General features: G+C 66.8%; 16 protein-coding genes, 1 tRNA gene and 1 riboswitch. Of the genes, 5 read left to right on the top strand and 12 right to left on the bottom strand.

The features are described from left to right. Positions 1-41: 41 nt before the first annotated feature. The 4 genes from E3O06_RS16960 to E3O06_RS16945 form a co-directional block, all read right to left on the bottom strand. A complete protein-coding gene (locus E3O06_RS16960) occupies positions 42-1,817 on the bottom strand; it encodes a dipeptide ABC transporter ATP-binding protein (protein ID WP_134504652.1) in 1,776 nt (591 codons plus the stop codon). Further along, positions 1,814-2,674 carry an ABC transporter permease gene (locus E3O06_RS16955; protein WP_134504650.1) on the bottom strand — a complete coding sequence of 287 codons (861 nt, stop codon included), beginning with the start codon at positions 2,672-2,674 and terminating at the stop codon, positions 1,814-1,816. The genes E3O06_RS16960 and E3O06_RS16955 overlap by 4 nt, the downstream gene beginning before the upstream one ends. Then, positions 2,671-3,618: an ABC transporter permease gene (locus E3O06_RS16950; protein WP_134504648.1), complete on the bottom strand. Its 948-nt coding sequence runs from the start codon at positions 3,616-3,618 to the stop codon at positions 2,671-2,673. Before E3O06_RS16950 ends, E3O06_RS16955 begins: the two co-directional genes overlap by 4 nt. Before the next feature lie 99 nt (positions 3,619-3,717). Beyond that, positions 3,718-5,229 carry an ABC transporter substrate-binding protein gene (locus tag E3O06_RS16945; RefSeq protein WP_134504646.1) on the bottom strand — a complete coding sequence of 504 codons (1,512 nt, stop codon included), beginning with the start codon at positions 5,227-5,229 and terminating at the stop codon, positions 3,718-3,720. Positions 5,230-5,449: 220 nt separating this feature from the next. On the opposite strand from E3O06_RS16945, the gene E3O06_RS16940 reads away from it, so the two are divergent. Then, positions 5,450-6,217 (top strand): FadR/GntR family transcriptional regulator, encoded by a 768-nt coding sequence (locus E3O06_RS16940; RefSeq protein WP_134504644.1) that lies wholly within the window; start codon positions 5,450-5,452, stop codon positions 6,215-6,217. Between the two features lie 7 nt (positions 6,218-6,224). Here E3O06_RS16940 and E3O06_RS16935 read toward each other — a convergent pair whose 3' ends face one another. Then, the gene (locus E3O06_RS16935; protein WP_134504642.1) at positions 6,225-6,485 is read right to left on the bottom strand and encodes a YbbN family protein; all 261 of its coding nucleotides are present in this window, start codon (positions 6,483-6,485) and stop codon (positions 6,225-6,227) included. Positions 6,486-6,564: 79 nt separating this feature from the next. On the opposite strand from E3O06_RS16935, the gene orn reads away from it, so the two are divergent. From orn to E3O06_RS16915, 4 genes are all read left to right on the top strand, one after another. Then, positions 6,565-7,239: an oligoribonuclease gene (gene orn / locus E3O06_RS16930; RefSeq protein WP_134504640.1), complete on the top strand. Its 675-nt coding sequence runs from the start codon at positions 6,565-6,567 to the stop codon at positions 7,237-7,239. A 44-nt stretch (positions 7,240-7,283) separates the two neighbouring features. Next, positions 7,284-7,359: transfer RNA gene (locus E3O06_RS16925), tRNA-His, on the top strand. Positions 7,360-7,429: 70 nt separating this feature from the next. Further along, the gene (locus E3O06_RS16920; protein WP_134504639.1) at positions 7,430-7,780 is read left to right on the top strand and encodes a metallopeptidase family protein; all 351 of its coding nucleotides are present in this window, start codon (positions 7,430-7,432) and stop codon (positions 7,778-7,780) included. A gap of 24 nt (positions 7,781-7,804) precedes the next feature. After that, positions 7,805-9,109, top strand: a complete 1,305-nt coding sequence (locus E3O06_RS16915) for a D-alanyl-D-alanine carboxypeptidase family protein (protein WP_134504637.1) — start codon at positions 7,805-7,807, stop codon at positions 9,107-9,109. 6 nt (positions 9,110-9,115) lie between these two features. Here the strand turns inward: E3O06_RS16915 and E3O06_RS16910 are convergent, their stop codons facing one another. The 7 genes from E3O06_RS16910 to dinB form a co-directional block, all read right to left on the bottom strand. Then, a complete protein-coding gene (locus tag E3O06_RS16910) occupies positions 9,116-9,379 on the bottom strand; it encodes a hypothetical protein (RefSeq protein WP_241980358.1) in 264 nt (87 codons plus the stop codon). A gap of 28 nt (positions 9,380-9,407) precedes the next feature. Then, positions 9,408-9,968 carry an AAA family ATPase gene (locus E3O06_RS16905; RefSeq protein WP_241980356.1) on the bottom strand — a complete coding sequence of 187 codons (561 nt, stop codon included), beginning with the start codon at positions 9,966-9,968 and terminating at the stop codon, positions 9,408-9,410. Next, complete coding sequence (locus E3O06_RS16900; protein ID WP_134504635.1) at positions 9,961-10,755, bottom strand: energy-coupling factor transporter transmembrane component T family protein; 795 nt, start codon at positions 10,753-10,755, stop codon at positions 9,961-9,963. The genes E3O06_RS16905 and E3O06_RS16900 overlap by 8 nt, the downstream gene beginning before the upstream one ends. After that, on the bottom strand, positions 10,752-12,281 hold the full coding sequence (locus E3O06_RS16895) for an ABC transporter ATP-binding protein (protein WP_134504633.1): 1,530 nt from the start codon (positions 12,279-12,281) through the stop codon (positions 10,752-10,754). Before E3O06_RS16895 ends, E3O06_RS16900 begins: the two co-directional genes overlap by 4 nt. A 3-nt stretch (positions 12,282-12,284) precedes the next feature. Next, complete coding sequence (locus E3O06_RS16890; protein ID WP_134504631.1) at positions 12,285-12,929, bottom strand: ECF transporter S component; 645 nt, start codon at positions 12,927-12,929, stop codon at positions 12,285-12,287. Between the two features lie 32 nt (positions 12,930-12,961). Further along, positions 12,962-13,072, bottom strand: a riboswitch (TPP riboswitch). A gap of 373 nt (positions 13,073-13,445) precedes the next feature. Then, on the bottom strand, positions 13,446-13,772 hold the full coding sequence (locus E3O06_RS16885) for a hypothetical protein (protein ID WP_134504629.1): 327 nt from the start codon (positions 13,770-13,772) through the stop codon (positions 13,446-13,448). Positions 13,773-13,781: 9 nt separating this feature from the next. Continuing rightward, the gene (gene dinB / locus E3O06_RS16880) at positions 13,782-14,999 is read right to left on the bottom strand and encodes a DNA polymerase IV (RefSeq protein ID WP_134504627.1); all 1,218 of its coding nucleotides are present in this window, start codon (positions 14,997-14,999) and stop codon (positions 13,782-13,784) included. Positions 15,000-15,006: the final 7 nt, after the last annotated feature.

Below are 15,006 nucleotides of genomic sequence, written 5' to 3'. Positions count from 1 at the left end.
TCCAATGGGTCAATAGCGCGGGCAGATCAGGCTGTGGTGCGTCAGTTCACCACGCGGCGGGCCAGCTCGTCCAATGACGGCGTCGCGCTGACCAGTTGCCGCGTGTACGGGTGCAGGGGGCGGTCGTAGACGCTCGCGGTGGGCCCGCATTCGACGATGCGCCCGTCGGAGATGACGGCGACGGTGTCGCAGAGGTGGCGGATGACGCCGAGGTCGTGGGAGACGAACACGAGGGTGAGCTGGTATTCGTCGACCAGATCGGCGAGCAGGTTGAGCACCTGGGCCCGCACCGATACGTCGAGGGCGCTGACCGCTTCGTCCGCCACGAGCACGCGCGGCCGGGTGATGAGCGCCCGCGCAATGGAGATTCGTTGCCGTTGGCCGCCGGAGAACTGGTGTGGATGCCGGTGCATCACGTCGGCGTCGAGCCCGACCGCGGCGAGCTGGGCTTCGACCCGGGCCAGGGCTTCGGCACGGCCGATGTGGCGCAGGGGTTCGGCGACGATGTCGCGCACCCTCATGCGCGGATCCAGCGACCCCATCGGGTCCTGGAAGACGATCTGCACCTGGCTCCGAAAGTCACGCAGTTGCCGTTCCGAGGCACCACCGATGGACTGCCCGAGCACGTCGACAGTGCCGCCGGAAGGCTGGTCGAGGGCGCAGAGGATGCGCATGAGCGTGGATTTACCTGAGCCGGATTCGCCGACGATGCCGAACCGTTCACCCTCGGCCACGTCGAACGACACCTCGCGCAGGCCGTGCACGATCGGCGCCGGGGCGAACAGTCCGCCGCCGCGCCGCCGGTACTGACGGCTGAGGCTGCGCACCGAAATGGCCGGTTTGCCGGCGACCTCGTTGAAGATGACCGGTGGGCCACCCTGTTCGAGTCGCTGGTGTGCGGCGCGGTGCGGCGGCAGGATCGGCGCTGCTGCGGCATCCGCTTGCAGCGGGCGGGGTGAGGACGGTGCCACGCGCTGGGTGCTGATGACCGGCATCGACATGGTGTGCAGCCGGCCACGGTCGTCGACCGAGGAGAGGTCGGAGGCCGCGATGAGTTTCTGCGTATACGGATGCTGCGGCGCGGTCAGCACGCGCCCGACCGGTCCATCTTCGACGATGTTGCCCTGGTGCATGACGAGCACCCGCTGGCACACCTCGGCGACCACCGCGATGTCGTGCGTGATCAGCAGCAGCGCGGTTCCCCGCTCGGTAACGAGGTTGCCGATGAGTTTCAGAACCTCGGCCTGCACCGTGACGTCGAGGGCCGTGGTCGGTTCGTCGCAGAGCAGCAGCTGCGGGTCGTTGGCCATGGCCATCGCGAGCATGACGCGCTGGCGTTGCCCGCCGGAGAGCTGGTGCGGAAACGCCAGGGCCGCCTCAGCGGGGTTCGGTAGTTTCACCTGCGCCAGCAGTTCGACGGCGCGTTCCCGAGCCGGCCGCCGACCTCGCTCGGTGCGGTGCACCGTCATGATCTCGGCCACCTGGGCTCCGACCCGCATGAGCGGGTTCAGGGCGGTCATCGGCTCCTGGAACACCATTGCCATGGCGTTGCCTCGCAATGAGTTCAGGCGGCGTTCGCCGGCGGTGAGCAGGTCGGCGTCGACGCCGTTCAGGCGGATCGTGCCGGTGGCCGCAAGGGTTTCCGGCAGCAACCCCATAACGGATGTCGCGGTGAGCGACTTCCCCGAGCCGGACTCCCCGATCAGGCCGACGCGTTCGCCGGCCGCGATGTCGAAGCTGATGCCGTGCAGCAGGTCGTTGAAGGGTGAACCGACGCGCAGGTCCTTCACGCTGAGGGTGGGTGTGCTCTCGCTCATCGTTTCACCTGCATTTTGGGATCGAAGCGGTCGCGGAGGCCGTCACCGAGCAGGTTGAAGCCGAGCACCGCCACGGCGATAGCGATTCCCGGCCAGACGATGAGGAGAGGCTCGATGAACAGGTACCCCTGGGCGTCCTGCAGCATGCGTCCCCAGGACGGCGTGGGTGGCGGTGTGCCGAGCCCGAGGTAGGAGAGGGCGGCTTCGGCGAGAACCGCGATGCCAAACGACACGGAGGCCTGCACGATGAGCATGCCGCTGATGTTGGGCAGTACGTGCCGCAGGCCGATGAAGAGGCCGCCCTTGCCGGAGGCACGGGCCGCCTGCACGTATTCGCGACTCATGATCTGCATGGTGCCGCTGCGGGCGATGAGGGCGAAAGCGGGTGCCGTGCCGATGCCGAGCGCGACCATGGCCGTGACCGTGCCGGCGCCGAAGATGGCCCCGAAGATGATCGCGAGCAGCAGGGCAGGAAAGGCGAGGGAGATGTCGTTGCCGCGCATCATGAACTGGTCGAGACGACCCGGATTCATGCCGGCGACGATACCGAAGGGCACACCGAGCACCGCGGCGATTCCGACCGCGACGGTGCCGACGAGGAGTGAGATCTGGGCACCGCGCAGAATAGAGCTGAACACGTCGCGCCCGAAACTGTCGGTGCCGAGCAGATGTTCCGCGCCGGGCGGCAGAAGGATGGAATCCGAGAAGACCCCTTCCGGGTCGAACGGTGTCCAGAACGCTGACACGACGGCCGCCACCAGCACGAGGCCGATGAGCACGAGGCCGGCCCAGAGCGTGGCACCGCCGCCATGACCGGCCGGACGGCGGGTTGGGGTCGCGGATTTTATCGCGGTCATGCGGCGCTCCGAAGTCGGGGGTCGATCAGCGTGAAGGCCAGGTCGACCAGAAAATTCAGCAGCAGCACGAATACGACGAGCACGAGCACGATGCCCTGCACGGCGGGCAGGTCGCGCAGGGCGACCTTGTCGAGCAGCAGGCTGCCGAGGCCGGGAATGCTGAAGACCCGCTCGATCACGACGGCACCGACCAGCAGGGTGGCGATCTGCAGGCCGAGCACGGTCATCACCGGAACGGCCGCGTTGCGCAGCCCGTGCCAGAACAGGGCCCGCCCCGCGCCGAGGCCCTTCGCTCGCGCGGTGCGGATGAAGTCTTCCCGCATCACTTCCAACACCGAGGAGCGTACATACCGGCTGAGCACGGCGCCCTGCACGCTGCCGAGCGCGATCGCCGGCAGGATGAGGTGCTCGAGGAATCCCGTGAAGTCCTCGGCCGGGTCGATCCAGCCACCCGCCGGAAGCCAGCGAAGCGTCACGGCGAAGACCGTGACGAGCAGCATCCCCGCCAGGAACCCTGGTACGGCCACGCCGATCTGGCTGATGCCCGACAGAATGACGCCGTCGGGCTTCCGCTGCCTGACCGCCGTGAGGATTCCGAACGGAATCGCGAAGAGCAGCGCCAGCACGACGCTGGTGAGCACGAGGATCACCGTGATACCGAGGGCATCCGTTATTTCGGGACCGATCGGCTGGCGGCTCACGGTAGAGGTGCCAAAATCGCCGATGAGCACGTGCCCGAACCAGTCCAGGTAGCGCACGATGGCGGGGCGGTCCAGCCCCATGGCCGTGGCCTGCGCCGCGACATCCGCTTCGGTCGCCTGCACGCCAAGGGCGATGCGGGCGGCGTTGCCGGGCAAAATGGACAGCATCAGAAACGTCACGACCGAGGCCACAACCACTGTGGTGGCGAAGACGCCGAGGCGACGCAAAACCACAAAGACCATAGCGGGGCTTTCCTCTGGATGATTCACGGTGGTGCGACGCTCAGACAGCGCCGCGCCCACCGCTCGAACAACAACGGTACGCGTACCGCCCGGACGTGCCTACCGTGCGATGGTCGACAGGTCCAGCGCGAGGCTCGGTGTGTTCTTCGGCACCCCGACCAGGTCTGCGTCGGCGAGGGAGATCGCTGGCTGCAGGTAGAGCCAGTCGGCGGTGGCTTCCTCGGCCATGGTCGTCGTGGCCTCCTTCATCAGTTCGATGTAGGTGGTCGCGTCGGCGGCATCCGCTTCGGCGAATTTGGCCATCACCGCGGGCGAGTCGTAACCCGCGTAGTAGGTGGGGGCGGCGAAGGCGGTCACGTCGCGCGGCTCGCTGTGCATGATGAGCGACATGTCGTAGTCGTGGTTGGAGAACACCTCATCGAGCCAGACCGCCGGAAATTCGAGCGCCGTCACGTTGGCGGTGATGCCTACTTTGGCGAGCTGATCCTTGACGACCTGTGCCCCGGCCACGGCGTAGGGCAGGTTGGGAATCTTGAAGGCGACGGTCAGGTCGCTGACTCCGGCCTCGGCCAGGAGCTCGGTGGCCTGGTCGGGGTCATACGGGTAGAGATCGGCCAGGCTCTCGTCATACCAGGGGTCGGTTGGCGGCACCATGGAACCGATCAGCAGGCCGTAGCCGCTGTTCGCGGTGTCCATGACCGCCTGGCGGTCGATGGCATACATGACCGCCTGCCGCACCCGAACGTCGCTGAAGGCATCGCTGGCATTGTTCATCGACAGGGTGACCTCACCGGTGCTGGCGCCTTCGAGCACCTGGAAGTCGGTGTTGGACTTGAACTGGTCGACCAGCTGGAACTGCGAGATGCCCGAAATGAGGTTGATGTCGCCGCTCAGCAGCGCGTTGGTCTGCGCGGTCGCGTCGGTGAAGTAGCGCAGCGTCACGTCGGTCATGTAGGGGGCCTCGCCCCAATAGTCGGCGTTGGCGGCGAGTACGAGGCTGTCACCGGTCTTGAACGAACTGACCGTGTACGGACCGGTACCGACCGGAGCGGAAGCGAGGTCGGCAAGGCCGGATTCGGTGAACATGGTGCCGACCGGGCCGCTCATGTTGAACAGCCAGCTGTTGCTCGGCTTCGACAGGGTGATGCGCGCCTCGGTGGCGCTGACCGCCTCAATGCTGGCGATCGGGTCGAGGTACGCGGGTCCGTTGGCGGTCCAGTTGTCTTTGACGCGTTCGAGGCTGAACTTGACGCTCTCCGCGGTGAACGGCGAACCGTCGGAGAAGGTCACGCCGTCGTGCAGCAGAAAGTCATAGACCAGCCCGTCGTCGCTGACCGTCCACGACTCGGCGAGCAGTGGAATGATCGTGCCTTCGTTGTCGAGTTTCACCAACCCCTCATAGACGTTGTAGAGGAGGGCCTGCGGGATCGCGGCACCGGCGGTCGTGGTGTAGTCGAGGTTGCCGGGAGTGGCCAGCAGGCCAACGGTCAACGACGTGTCCGGCTCCCCTTCGGCGGTCGTCGACCCGCTGGTACAACCGACCAGGGCCATGGACGCGACCATGACCGTGGCAAGGCTGGCGAACATGCGTCGCCGGGTGTGTGCCCTCATTCGAACGTGCCCCTCTGGTTCGGCTGGCCCCACGAAGCTCGGCCAACAATACTGCAAGAAATGCCGTGGAAATGTGCTGTGCATACCGGTGAAACACATGGTCAGACCAGTACACTCTGTACCAAAGTCAGCTTTACATGTAGATCTCAGATCGTCAAGATCGACCCCGACATTGGCGCCGCTTCTATTGGCTCTGGGTCGCAACCTCGAGGAAGTGCAGATGACCCACAAAGCCGCATTTACCGCCGTCAAAACCGTCAAGGCCTACGAGCGTGTCGTCGAACAAATCGAGACTGCCATCAGCAAGCGGGAACTCCGCCCCGGCGATCGCTTGCCGAGCGAGCGCGAGTTGATGCTGACTTTCGAGGTGAGCCGGTCGACCATTCGTGAAGCCCTGCGTGTGCTCGAGAGCACCGGACTCGTGCGCTCGCGCCCTGGCGACCCGCGCGGGCCCGAAGTGCTGCAGGCCTCGCCCGCTATCCTGACGAAAACCGTCAGCCGTCTGGTGCGCCTGGAAACCATCGCCCTGTCGGAGCTCGTCGAGTTTCGCATCATGCTGGAGGGTACCGCCTGCACCCTGGCCGCCCAGCACCGCACCGAGCTGCAGCTGCAGGCGATGCGTTCGGCCGTCGACGCGATGCAGACGGAAGTGGCCCACGGACCGATCGCGTTCAGCCGAGCGGATGTCGCCTTCCACGTGAGCGTGTGGGCGGCCAGCCAGAATCAGCTCCTGCAGATCTGCGGGGAGGCCACCCGCGGTGCCCTCATCGACATGGTCACCGACGAACTCGATCGCGCACCCGACTCCCGGGCCAGGATGGAACTGTCGCTGGCCCACGATCGTGAGATTCTGGCCGCGATCTCGGCGGGAGACGGAGCGACCGCCGGACGCCTGGCCCGGTCCTTCGTCATCGAGTACTACGGCGGGATCATTTCGCCCCAGAGCCGGGCAGCACTCGGCAACGTCGCAGACGAAGCCCCGGCCTAGGGCCGGCTCAGAGCGCCTTGGCTGCGGCGACGAGAACCTGAGCGAGGGTGGGTACTCCGGCCGCGCGAAAGACCTCGGTGCCTGAGCTGTTGGTGATGATGACCGTGGGAGTGTTGCGAATGAGCAGCGCCTCGGCTTGCTCCGGAGCACCGGCGACATCGATTTCGCGCACGGTTGCACCCGGGACCAGTCGTTTCGCTTCGGCGAGCACCGCCCGCGTCTGCATGCACGGTTCGCAGAATGACGACGAATACAGGGTGAATTCCATCAGGGCCTCGCAGGTAGCGCGTTGAGTTCGGTAGTTCAAGTTTACAGGCCGTGTCGCAGGCCCCCGGTAGACTCGGGGCATGACGAACAGCACGACTGATGAAGCCCCGACGACCTCCCCCGCGACCTCCCCCACGTCGAAGAGTCCCGACCGCCTGGTCTGGATTGACTGCGAAATGACCGGGCTCGATCTGGACCGCGACGAGCTCGTCGAGATTGCCGTCGTCATCACCGACTACGACCTCAATGTGCTGGACCCCGGCCTTGACATCATCATCAAGCCCAACGATTCGGCCCTCGAGAACATGGGCGACTTCGTGCGCAACATGCACACCTCCTCCGGCCTCATCACCGAGATCCCGAACGGTGTCAGCGCCGCCGAGGCCGAGTTTCTGGTTCTCGAATACGTGTTGAAATTCATCCCGGCCGAGCAAAAAGCCCCGCTCGCCGGCAACTCCATCGGCACCGACCGTGCCTTCCTCACCCGCTACATGCCGAGGCTCGACAACCAGCTGCACTACCGCAACGTCGATGTGTCATCGATCAAGGAACTCGCCCGCCGGTGGTACCCGCGGGTGTACTTCAATGCCCCCGCCAAGGATGGCGGACACCGGGCCCTGGCCGACATTCTCGAATCGATCCGCGAGCTCGCGTACTACCGCCAGACGGTGTTCGTGGCCGACCCGGGGCCGACGAGTGACGAAGCCAAGTCGCACGCGGCCGATGTTGTGCACTTATTCGCCTCCGAGGTGTAATAGGATTGCTGAGTTGCCCCGCGTTGTAGACGTGGGGACGCATGGTGGGTATAGCTCAGTTGGCAGAGCGCCTGGTTGTGGTCCAGGAGGTCGCGGGTTCAATCCCCGTTACTCACCCCAATGAAACCCAGCACGTCCGCCCCTGGCCGTCGTCTGGTGGTCGGGAGCAGGTCGCGATATTGAACGCCGCATGCTAGAACTCGGCGCGACTGAATTCGAGCGCCTTGTCGTCGATGAGCTCGATCTGCTGCCGGACGACATGGTCGATGGCCTCGACAACGTCATCTTCGTGGTCGAAGACCGTCCCGAGGACGGTACCCTCGACACCCTGGGCCTGTACGACGGGGTTGCCCTCACCGAACGTGGCCAGTACGGCTTTGGCGAGATGCCCGATCGCATTGTGCTCTATCGCGAGCCGTTGCTGGCGATCTGTGAGAGCCTGGACGACCTGCACGATGAAATTCACATCACTCTGGTTCATGAAATCGCGCATTTCTACGGTATTGATGACGACAGGCTGCACGAACTCGGCTGGGGCTAGCCTCCCGCGGTCTAGCCTTGGGGCATGAGTTCCTTCCGCCCCGGCCGTTTCGTCGGCATCCTGGTCGGAACCGTGGTGATTCTCGCCGTGGGCGTGTACGGCCCGGCGACGCTGCTCGGGCCCCTGCCGGCCGTCACCGCCACAAAAAGCATCCCGGGCGACAGCGTCACCGCGCCGACTCCCCCGACCCTCTCCGCCAACGGCGCGAGCGCCATCGCCGTGCTGGCCGCCACGACCAGCTCGGCCTCCGGAACGACGTCGACCGGCGCGACCGGAGCAGATTCGACCGGCACCGCGGTGCCACCGCCGATCGCCGTGGCCGGCACCACTGAGGCGCTCCCGATGGCCTCCATCGCCAAGGTCGTGACCGCCCTCGTCGTTCTCGACGCCAAACCCATCGTGGCCGGTGAGTCCGGCCCCCGTGTGACCCTCACGGCGGCAGACTTTCAGAGCTACCTGGACTACGACAAGGCCGGTGCCCGCTCGGTGGCGGTCTTCGCCGACGAGCAGTGGACCGAGCTGGAGCTGTTGCAGGCGCTGCTGCTCGGGTCAAGCAACAACCACGCCGACAGTGTGGCCCGCTGGGCGTTCGGCTCGGTCGACGCCTACGTCGTCGCCGCCAACGCCTGGCTCGCCGAGAACGGGCTCACCGGCACGGCCGTCGTCGACGCCACCGGGCTGCACGATGCCAGCGCCGGCACCGCAACCGACCTCGCCCACCTCGCGGGGCTCGCCGCGACCGACCCCGTGGTGTCTGCGATGCTGGCGAGTCCCGCATCCGCTCTGGCGAACCGTCGTGGGGTCGAGAACACCACGTCATATCTGCCCGAGGAAGGCATCACGGGCATTTCGCGCAGTTATACGGACGCCGCGGGGGTGTGTTTTCTGTTCACCGCCCAGGTGAGTGACGGCGCCTCGAGCTTTACGTTCTCGGGCGCCTACATCGGTGAACCGACCTACGACGCGCTCACGGCGGACCTGACCGCCCTCATGGCGAGCGCACGGGCTGGAGTGGGTCCGCTGCCGGTTCTGGCCGCGGGTGATGCCTATGCGACGTTTGAATCGGCGTGGGGTGACGAGGCCTCGGCCGTAGTCGGCGTCTCACGTACCCGCTATGCCTGGCAAGCGGCCACCCCGGCGGCCGCGACGGTCACGCTCAAGGACTTCGCCACGGCCCGCACCGGCGCGAACGTCGGCCAGGTGCGCCTCACCGTCGCCGGGGAGCAGGTCTCAGCCGCCCTCAAACTGAGTGAAGGAATCACCGACCCGGGGCCGGGCTGGCGGCTGTTGCATCCGATCGTGATGATCACGGCCCTGCTCGAGCAGTAAGACCGGCTAGAGCGGTTCGACCTCGGTGTCGACCGGGTCGCTCTCGCCCTTGTCGAAGGCGTAGCGCACGCGACGTTGCCCGTTCAGGTCGCGCTCGTCGACCTCGTCGTACCAGAACACCGACTCGAGGCCGCCGACGGCAGCGACCATGCTGATTCGGGGCGCGTGTTTGCCGCGCACGAGGGCCCGAGAATCAATCTGACCCTCGAGCGGGCCGTCGATGAACTCGGCGATATACATGGTCGGGGTTTCGCTGTCAGGACTATTCATGGCAGACAATCTAGTCCTCTGCGGCAGGTTAGGCGCCCGCCCGTAACCGCACGGTTGCACGACCCTCAGGGGTTTCCTGCTCGAGATAGCTGGCCCATTCCTGCTGCCACTGGTCCCAGTGGGCGCGAAACGCTTCTCCGTCGCGCTCGAGCGCACGTCGTTTGCGCAGCGCGTCGTCGGCCGCCAGCCAGACCCGCACGTGGCTGAGCGGTTCATGCTCGGCCGCGAGGGTTCCACAGCCCTCCACGATCAGTGGGCGGGCCGCGTTAAGCGGATGCCACTCCGCCGCCTCGTTCTCGCTCCAGTCGTAGCGCTGCCAGGCCGCGGGCAACCCTTCGTGTCGCGGTTGTAGAACGTACCGGTGCAGGTGCCGAACGGCCGCGTCCAGGCCGTCCCAGCCGGGATAGATGTCGTCCATCCGCACGAGTTGCGGGTGGACCGTGCCCGGCCAATGCTGTCTGAGGGCGTCGGCGAGGGTGCTCTTACCCGCACCGCTCGGCCCGTCGATGAGCACCACCGGGTTCGGCCCGGCAGCGGCCACCGCCTGCAGAATGGGTGCCAGCAGCGCCTCGCGCTGTATCTCAGGCAAGGATGAAACTCCAGGTCTCGGCCCTCACCGCAACGCCGATGGCGATGCCGGTAATCGCGAATCCAATGCTGACGAGAACGGCATCCGCTACCCGAAATCGGGATTCCCTGGCCCAGGTGCGTGGTTCGTCGCTGCCGAAGCCGCGCGCCTCCATGGCCGTAGCGAGTTTGCTACCGCGACGCACCGAGATGACGAGCAGGGAGAAGGCCGGGCCGAAGAACCGCCGGGCGGCCCCACGCAGGCCGCCGCCGTCGCCGACCCCGCGAGCTCGGCGGGCGAGGGTGAGCGAGTGCCAGTCTTCGATGAACATGCCGACGAGCCGAAGTCCAGCGAGGCCGCCAAGAACAAAACGAGCCGGCAGGCGCACCACCTGGGCCAGTCCGTCGGCAAGGTCGGTCGGGTCTGTCGTGGCCAATAAGACAATGCCGGGCAGGCCGATAGCGAGCACGCGCAGCCCGATCGCCAGGCCCAGCTGAGCTGAGCCCTCGGTCACGGAGATGAATCCGAACTGCCAGAGCAGCGCGCCGGAGTCTTCGCCGTAGAGCACCGTCGTAATGGAGGCCATCGGGGCTGCGATCCAGACCGGCGCGGTTCGCAGCCAGAATTGTCGGGCGCTCAGGCCGCACCAGAGCAAAAGCCCGACCTCGAGCAGCAGGGCGACCCCCGCTGAGACCCAGTCGATCGAGAGCAGCAGCGCACAGCTCACGATGAGGGCTACGGCGAGCTTGGCCACCGGGTTGAGTCTGGCGACGACGCTCGGGCGGATCGTCGGGGTCAGCAGGCTCACAGCGCTCCCGCCCCGAGCCGAATCGCGTCGGGAGCGCCCAGCCGGTATTCCTCGTCGGCGAGGGCGCTGACGAACTGGGCGTCGTGGGTGACCGCGACGAGAGCGGTGCCCTCATCGAGCAGCTCGGCCAGCAGGGTCACGAGTTCCTGCCAGGTGCGGGAATCCTGTCCGAAGGTCGGCTCATCGAGCACGAGCAGGCGGGGGCGGGTGGCGAGAACGGTGGCGACGGACATCCGTCTCTTTTCGCCGCCTGACAGGGTAAATGGGTTGGCGTCGGCGAGGTGATCGAGTCGCAGCCGGTGCATCAGTTCGTCGACCCGGCCGGTCTGCTCGGCCACGCTGAGCCCGAGGGCGCGCGGTCCGATCAGCAGGTCATCCCGCACCGTGGCGGCCAGAAACTGGTGCTCCGGGTCCTGGAACACCGTTCCGATCCGGGTGAGCAGCTGCTTCGAGCGCCACCGGTGCGGCTCGGCCGGGATGCCATCCGCAAATTCGTCGCTCGCGCGCAGCGCTCCCCCGGCCGGCCGCAGCAATCCGGCCAGGGTGAGGGCGAGGGTGGATTTGCCGGCGCCGTTCGGCCCGGTCACAACGGTCGCCGTGCCGGCACGCAGGCCGAGGTTGATTCCGTCAGCGACAACGCATGCCGTGCGCCGGCCAAACGGAACGCGACCGACCTGCAGTCCCTCCGCCCGTAGCAGGGTCTGCGACGCACGCATCGGGTGCCGTACCGGAAATCGGGGCGGCAGGGCCGGTACCCAGACGCCGGCCTGCGCCAGCCGTTCGCCCTGGCTCGACAAGATTTCGCGGGTCGGACCGTCCGCGAGCACACCGCCAGACGGATCGAGCACGATGACGCGGTCGACGACGTCCTGCCAGACCTCGACCCGATGCTCAATGACCACGAAGGTGGCCCCGGAGTGGTCGAGCGAGCGGACCACGGCGTCGCGCACCTCGATGACGCCGCCCGGTTCAAGGTTCGCGGTCGGTTCATCGAGCAGCAGCAGTCCCGGCCGCATAGCGAGCACGCCGGCCAGGGCCAGACGCTGCTTCTGCCCACCGCTCAGGCTCGAGGTGGGATGGTCGAGGGACAGGTCCAGGCCGACCTCGGCGAGAGCCTGCCGCACCCGCGGCCAGATGTCAGCTCGCGGAACGGCGAGATTTTCGCAGCCGAACGCGACATCGTCCCCGATCCTGGCCAGCACGACCTGGGAGTCGGGATCTTGCAGCACGAGGCCCACCCGTCCGCGCGCCTCCGCGGCGGGGCGGCCATCAATGAGCAGACTGCCCGTTTCGTCACCGTCCTCAGCGTCGCCGAGCACCCCGGCCAGGGCGTGCACCAGGGTGCTTTTGCCCGCGCCGCTCGCCCCGAGCAGCAGAACCCGTTCGCCAGGCTCGATTTGCAGGTCGAGCCTGGACACCGCCTGATTGTGGCGACCGGCGTGGCGCCAGCCCCAGTCGCGGGCGCGAATGTGCACGGCACGGATCTGCGGGGCGCGACCCGAAAGGTGCGGCGAGGTGTCCGGCATCCGCTAACTGATCGCGGCAGCGGGAGCGCGCGAACCTTCCCGGCCAGCGGCGAATCGGCTGAGCGCGCCGGTGCGGGCCAGGCCGCGAACGGCTAGCCAGGACAACAGTCCGGCCAATACGGTCCCCGAGATGACGGCGGAGACGAAGTAGACGGCCTTGTAGCCAAAATCCAGTGCCGCGTAGCTCGTGAAGGTGGTGTCGAGCAGTCCGACGGCCACTCCGGCTCCGGCACCGGCGAGCAGGGCGACGCCGAGACGCCAGTTCGAGTACAGGAACAGGGCCAGCACGATTTCCGCGCCGAGTCCTTCGACGACGCCCCAGATCAGGGTGGAGAATCCCCACTGGGTGCCGATCAGCATCGACACGACAGCGGCGACGACCTCGGTGTACACGGCCGCGCCGGGCTTGCGGATGATGAGGCCGCCGAGTACTCCGGCGAACAGCCAGCCACCGGCCAACAGCCCTTCGAGGCCCGGCGTAAAGGCGAGGATCGCACTGAGCGGAGACCAGGCGAGGCCCCATGCCCAGAAGATGACACCGCTCGCGACGCCGATGACGCTCGCGACGACGATGTCGACGACGCGCCAGCGATAATTGCGCGATTTATTCGCGGTGGCCGGTCGAGTGGATGTGATTGTAGCGTGCACTGTTCGTGCCCTTTCCGTAGGTGAATACAGGGCACGGGATCGAGAAGTCTCCCTGCGCTGGCATGATCCAGATCAGGTTCGACGGTCGAAGCTTAGGTCAGCTTCCTCTCAGCCCGGTGTACCGGACTCCCGTGATCGTGTTCAATTATAGTGCCCCGCCTAGACTTGCGGCATGGGGATCACAACGTGAGCATCGGCATCCTGCTCGTGCTGGCGGCGCTGTACCTCGTGCTGATGCGCCGTTTCATTCTGCGGCGACGCCGCATCGCGCAGGGCCTGCCCGTGGGCGGCCCGTGGCATTTTCCGGCTTGGTTGCGTCCGCGGGTGCCACGTTGGGTACGACGACGCTTCGCGCGGCGGCCGCGCTGGCCGCGTCGCATCCGCTCTGCGCGCTGGCCTCGCCGCACACGACCGGGCCCACCTTAGGAAACTGGGCCCATGATCTATCCCGGGCCCACTTTCCGGGCCCGGGCCCGGAAAGAAGGAGCCCACCCGCGAGCGTCGTGAGGGAACGAGCTACTTCTTCAGGGCCCGGATCACCCGGGCGAGGGCGCGGCCGGCAACCAGGAGGAACGGCACACCGACGGCGAGCAGCGCGATGACGTTGGGTTCGAACCGGGCGGTCCCGCCCGACTTGACGTAGGCGCCGATCGGCAGGGATACGCCGCCGCCGCCACCGCCGGATCCGGCACCGCCCTCACCGGCGTCGCCGCCGCCGAAGCCGTAGTAGGTGAGCGCGACGGGTACCAGGGTGACGCCATCGATCTGCACGGGTTCACCGTACGCCGACTTCACACCGGCGGAACGGAACGTTTCTGCGAGTTTTTCCGGGAGGCTGGTCATGCCAACAGGTTAGCGCGAGTCCGGTTTGAAGTGCGAGGCCGGACGCACGGTTCCCGCCCCGAATCGTTTCGCCACTGTGTCGACGGCGAGTTCAGCGCCGCGCCAGTCTTCGTCCGGGTCCCACAGTCCCACCGATCCCGATGCCGTGCCGAGCTGCTCGGCGCGCACCCCGATCAGGCGCACCCGAATGCCCGACGCGGCCAGCAGGTCGAACGCGGCCACCGCTTCCTCGTAGATTCGGCGACCAACATTGCTCGGTTCGGCGAGGGTGCGCGATCGGGTGACCGTGCTGAAATCGGTGTAGCGCAATTTGAGGGCGACGCGTCGCGCCACGAGGTCACTCCGGCGCAGCCGCGCGGCCACGAGGTCGCACTGTCGCAGCAATTCGCTGCGCAATCGGTCAACATCCGTCACATCGTGTTCGAAGGTCACCTCGTGGCCGACGCTTTTCTCCTCCCGCTCGATCGTCACCGCGCGCGGGTCACGTCCCCAGGAGAGTTCGTAGAGCTTCACACCGGATGCCTCCCCCAGCGTCTTCTTCAGCACGTCCAGTGGGGTGTGCGCGATGTCGCCGATCAGTTTCAGGCCGAGGCGGGTCAGCGCCTGCTCGGTGGCGGCTCCCACTCCCCAGAGGGCGGTCACCGGCAGCGGATGCAGGAACTCGATCGTCTCGTCGGCCGGAACGACCAGCAGACCATTCGGTTTGGCCAGGCCCGACGCGAGTTTGGCGACGAACTTGGTCGACGCCGCGCCGACCGAGCAGACCAGCCCGGTCTCGGCGAACACGCGGGCGCGGAGGAGTTCGCCGATCACGGCCGGCGAGCCGAACAGGTTGGTCGCGCCAGCCACGTCGAGAAAGGCCTCGTCGATGCCGAGCCGTTCGACGAGCGGGGTCACGTCGTCGAAGATGCTCATGACCCGGGCCGAAAAGTCGCGGTACAACCCCATATGCGGCTCGAGCACCATCGCGTTCGGGCACTGCCGCAGCGCGAGCGCCATCGGCATGGCCGAGTTCACACCGTACCGCCGGGCAATGTAGTTGGCCGCCGTGACAACCGAACGGCCGCCGCGGTGGCCGACGATCACCGGCAGGTCGACGAGTTCGGGGTGGGAGAGCAGCTCGACCGAGACGAAGAAGGCGTCGAGGTCGACGTGCAGCACTGTGGCCGAACGGTCATCGACGTCGTCTGCCGAGATCTGCCGCCCGCTGCCGTCCTGTCTGCCCACCGAAAAA

Source organism: Cryobacterium glaciale (assembly GCF_004402535.1).
Taxonomy (GTDB): domain Bacteria; phylum Actinomycetota; class Actinomycetes; order Actinomycetales; family Microbacteriaceae; genus Cryobacterium; species Cryobacterium glaciale.
Note: the sequence above shows the minus strand (reverse complement) of the source record. Positions and strands in the feature narration are given on the sequence as shown.

Excerpts from the sequence above, each read along its gene's own strand:
- E3O06_RS16945 (WP_134504646.1), bottom strand. The coding sequence starts at position 5,229 with ATGAGGGCACACACCCGGCGACGCATGTTCGCCAGCCTTGCCACGGTC.
- E3O06_RS16935 (WP_134504642.1), bottom strand. The coding sequence starts at position 6,485 with ATGGAATTCACCCTGTATTCGTCGTCATTCTGCGAACCGTGCATGCAG.
- E3O06_RS16885 (WP_134504629.1), bottom strand. The coding sequence starts at position 13,772 with ATGACCAGCCTCCCGGAAAAACTCGCAGAAACGTTCCGTTCCGCCGGT.
- E3O06_RS16920 (WP_134504639.1), top strand. The coding sequence starts at position 7,430 with ATGCTAGAACTCGGCGCGACTGAATTCGAGCGCCTTGTCGTCGATGAG.
- E3O06_RS16960 (WP_134504652.1), bottom strand. The coding sequence starts at position 1,817 with ATGAGCGAGAGCACACCCACCCTCAGCGTGAAGGACCTGCGCGTCGGT.
- E3O06_RS16895 (WP_134504633.1), bottom strand. The coding sequence starts at position 12,281 with ATGCCGGACACCTCGCCGCACCTTTCGGGTCGCGCCCCGCAGATCCGT.
- E3O06_RS16940 (WP_134504644.1), top strand. The coding sequence starts at position 5,450 with ATGACCCACAAAGCCGCATTTACCGCCGTCAAAACCGTCAAGGCCTAC.
- orn (WP_134504640.1), top strand. The coding sequence starts at position 6,565 with ATGACGAACAGCACGACTGATGAAGCCCCGACGACCTCCCCCGCGACC.
- E3O06_RS16910 (WP_241980358.1), bottom strand. The coding sequence starts at position 9,379 with ATGAATAGTCCTGACAGCGAAACCCCGACCATGTATATCGCCGAGTTC.
- E3O06_RS16955 (WP_134504650.1), bottom strand. The coding sequence starts at position 2,674 with ATGACCGCGATAAAATCCGCGACCCCAACCCGCCGTCCGGCCGGTCAT.
- E3O06_RS16915 (WP_134504637.1), top strand. The coding sequence starts at position 7,805 with ATGAGTTCCTTCCGCCCCGGCCGTTTCGTCGGCATCCTGGTCGGAACC.
- E3O06_RS16950 (WP_134504648.1), bottom strand. The coding sequence starts at position 3,618 with ATGGTCTTTGTGGTTTTGCGTCGCCTCGGCGTCTTCGCCACCACAGTG.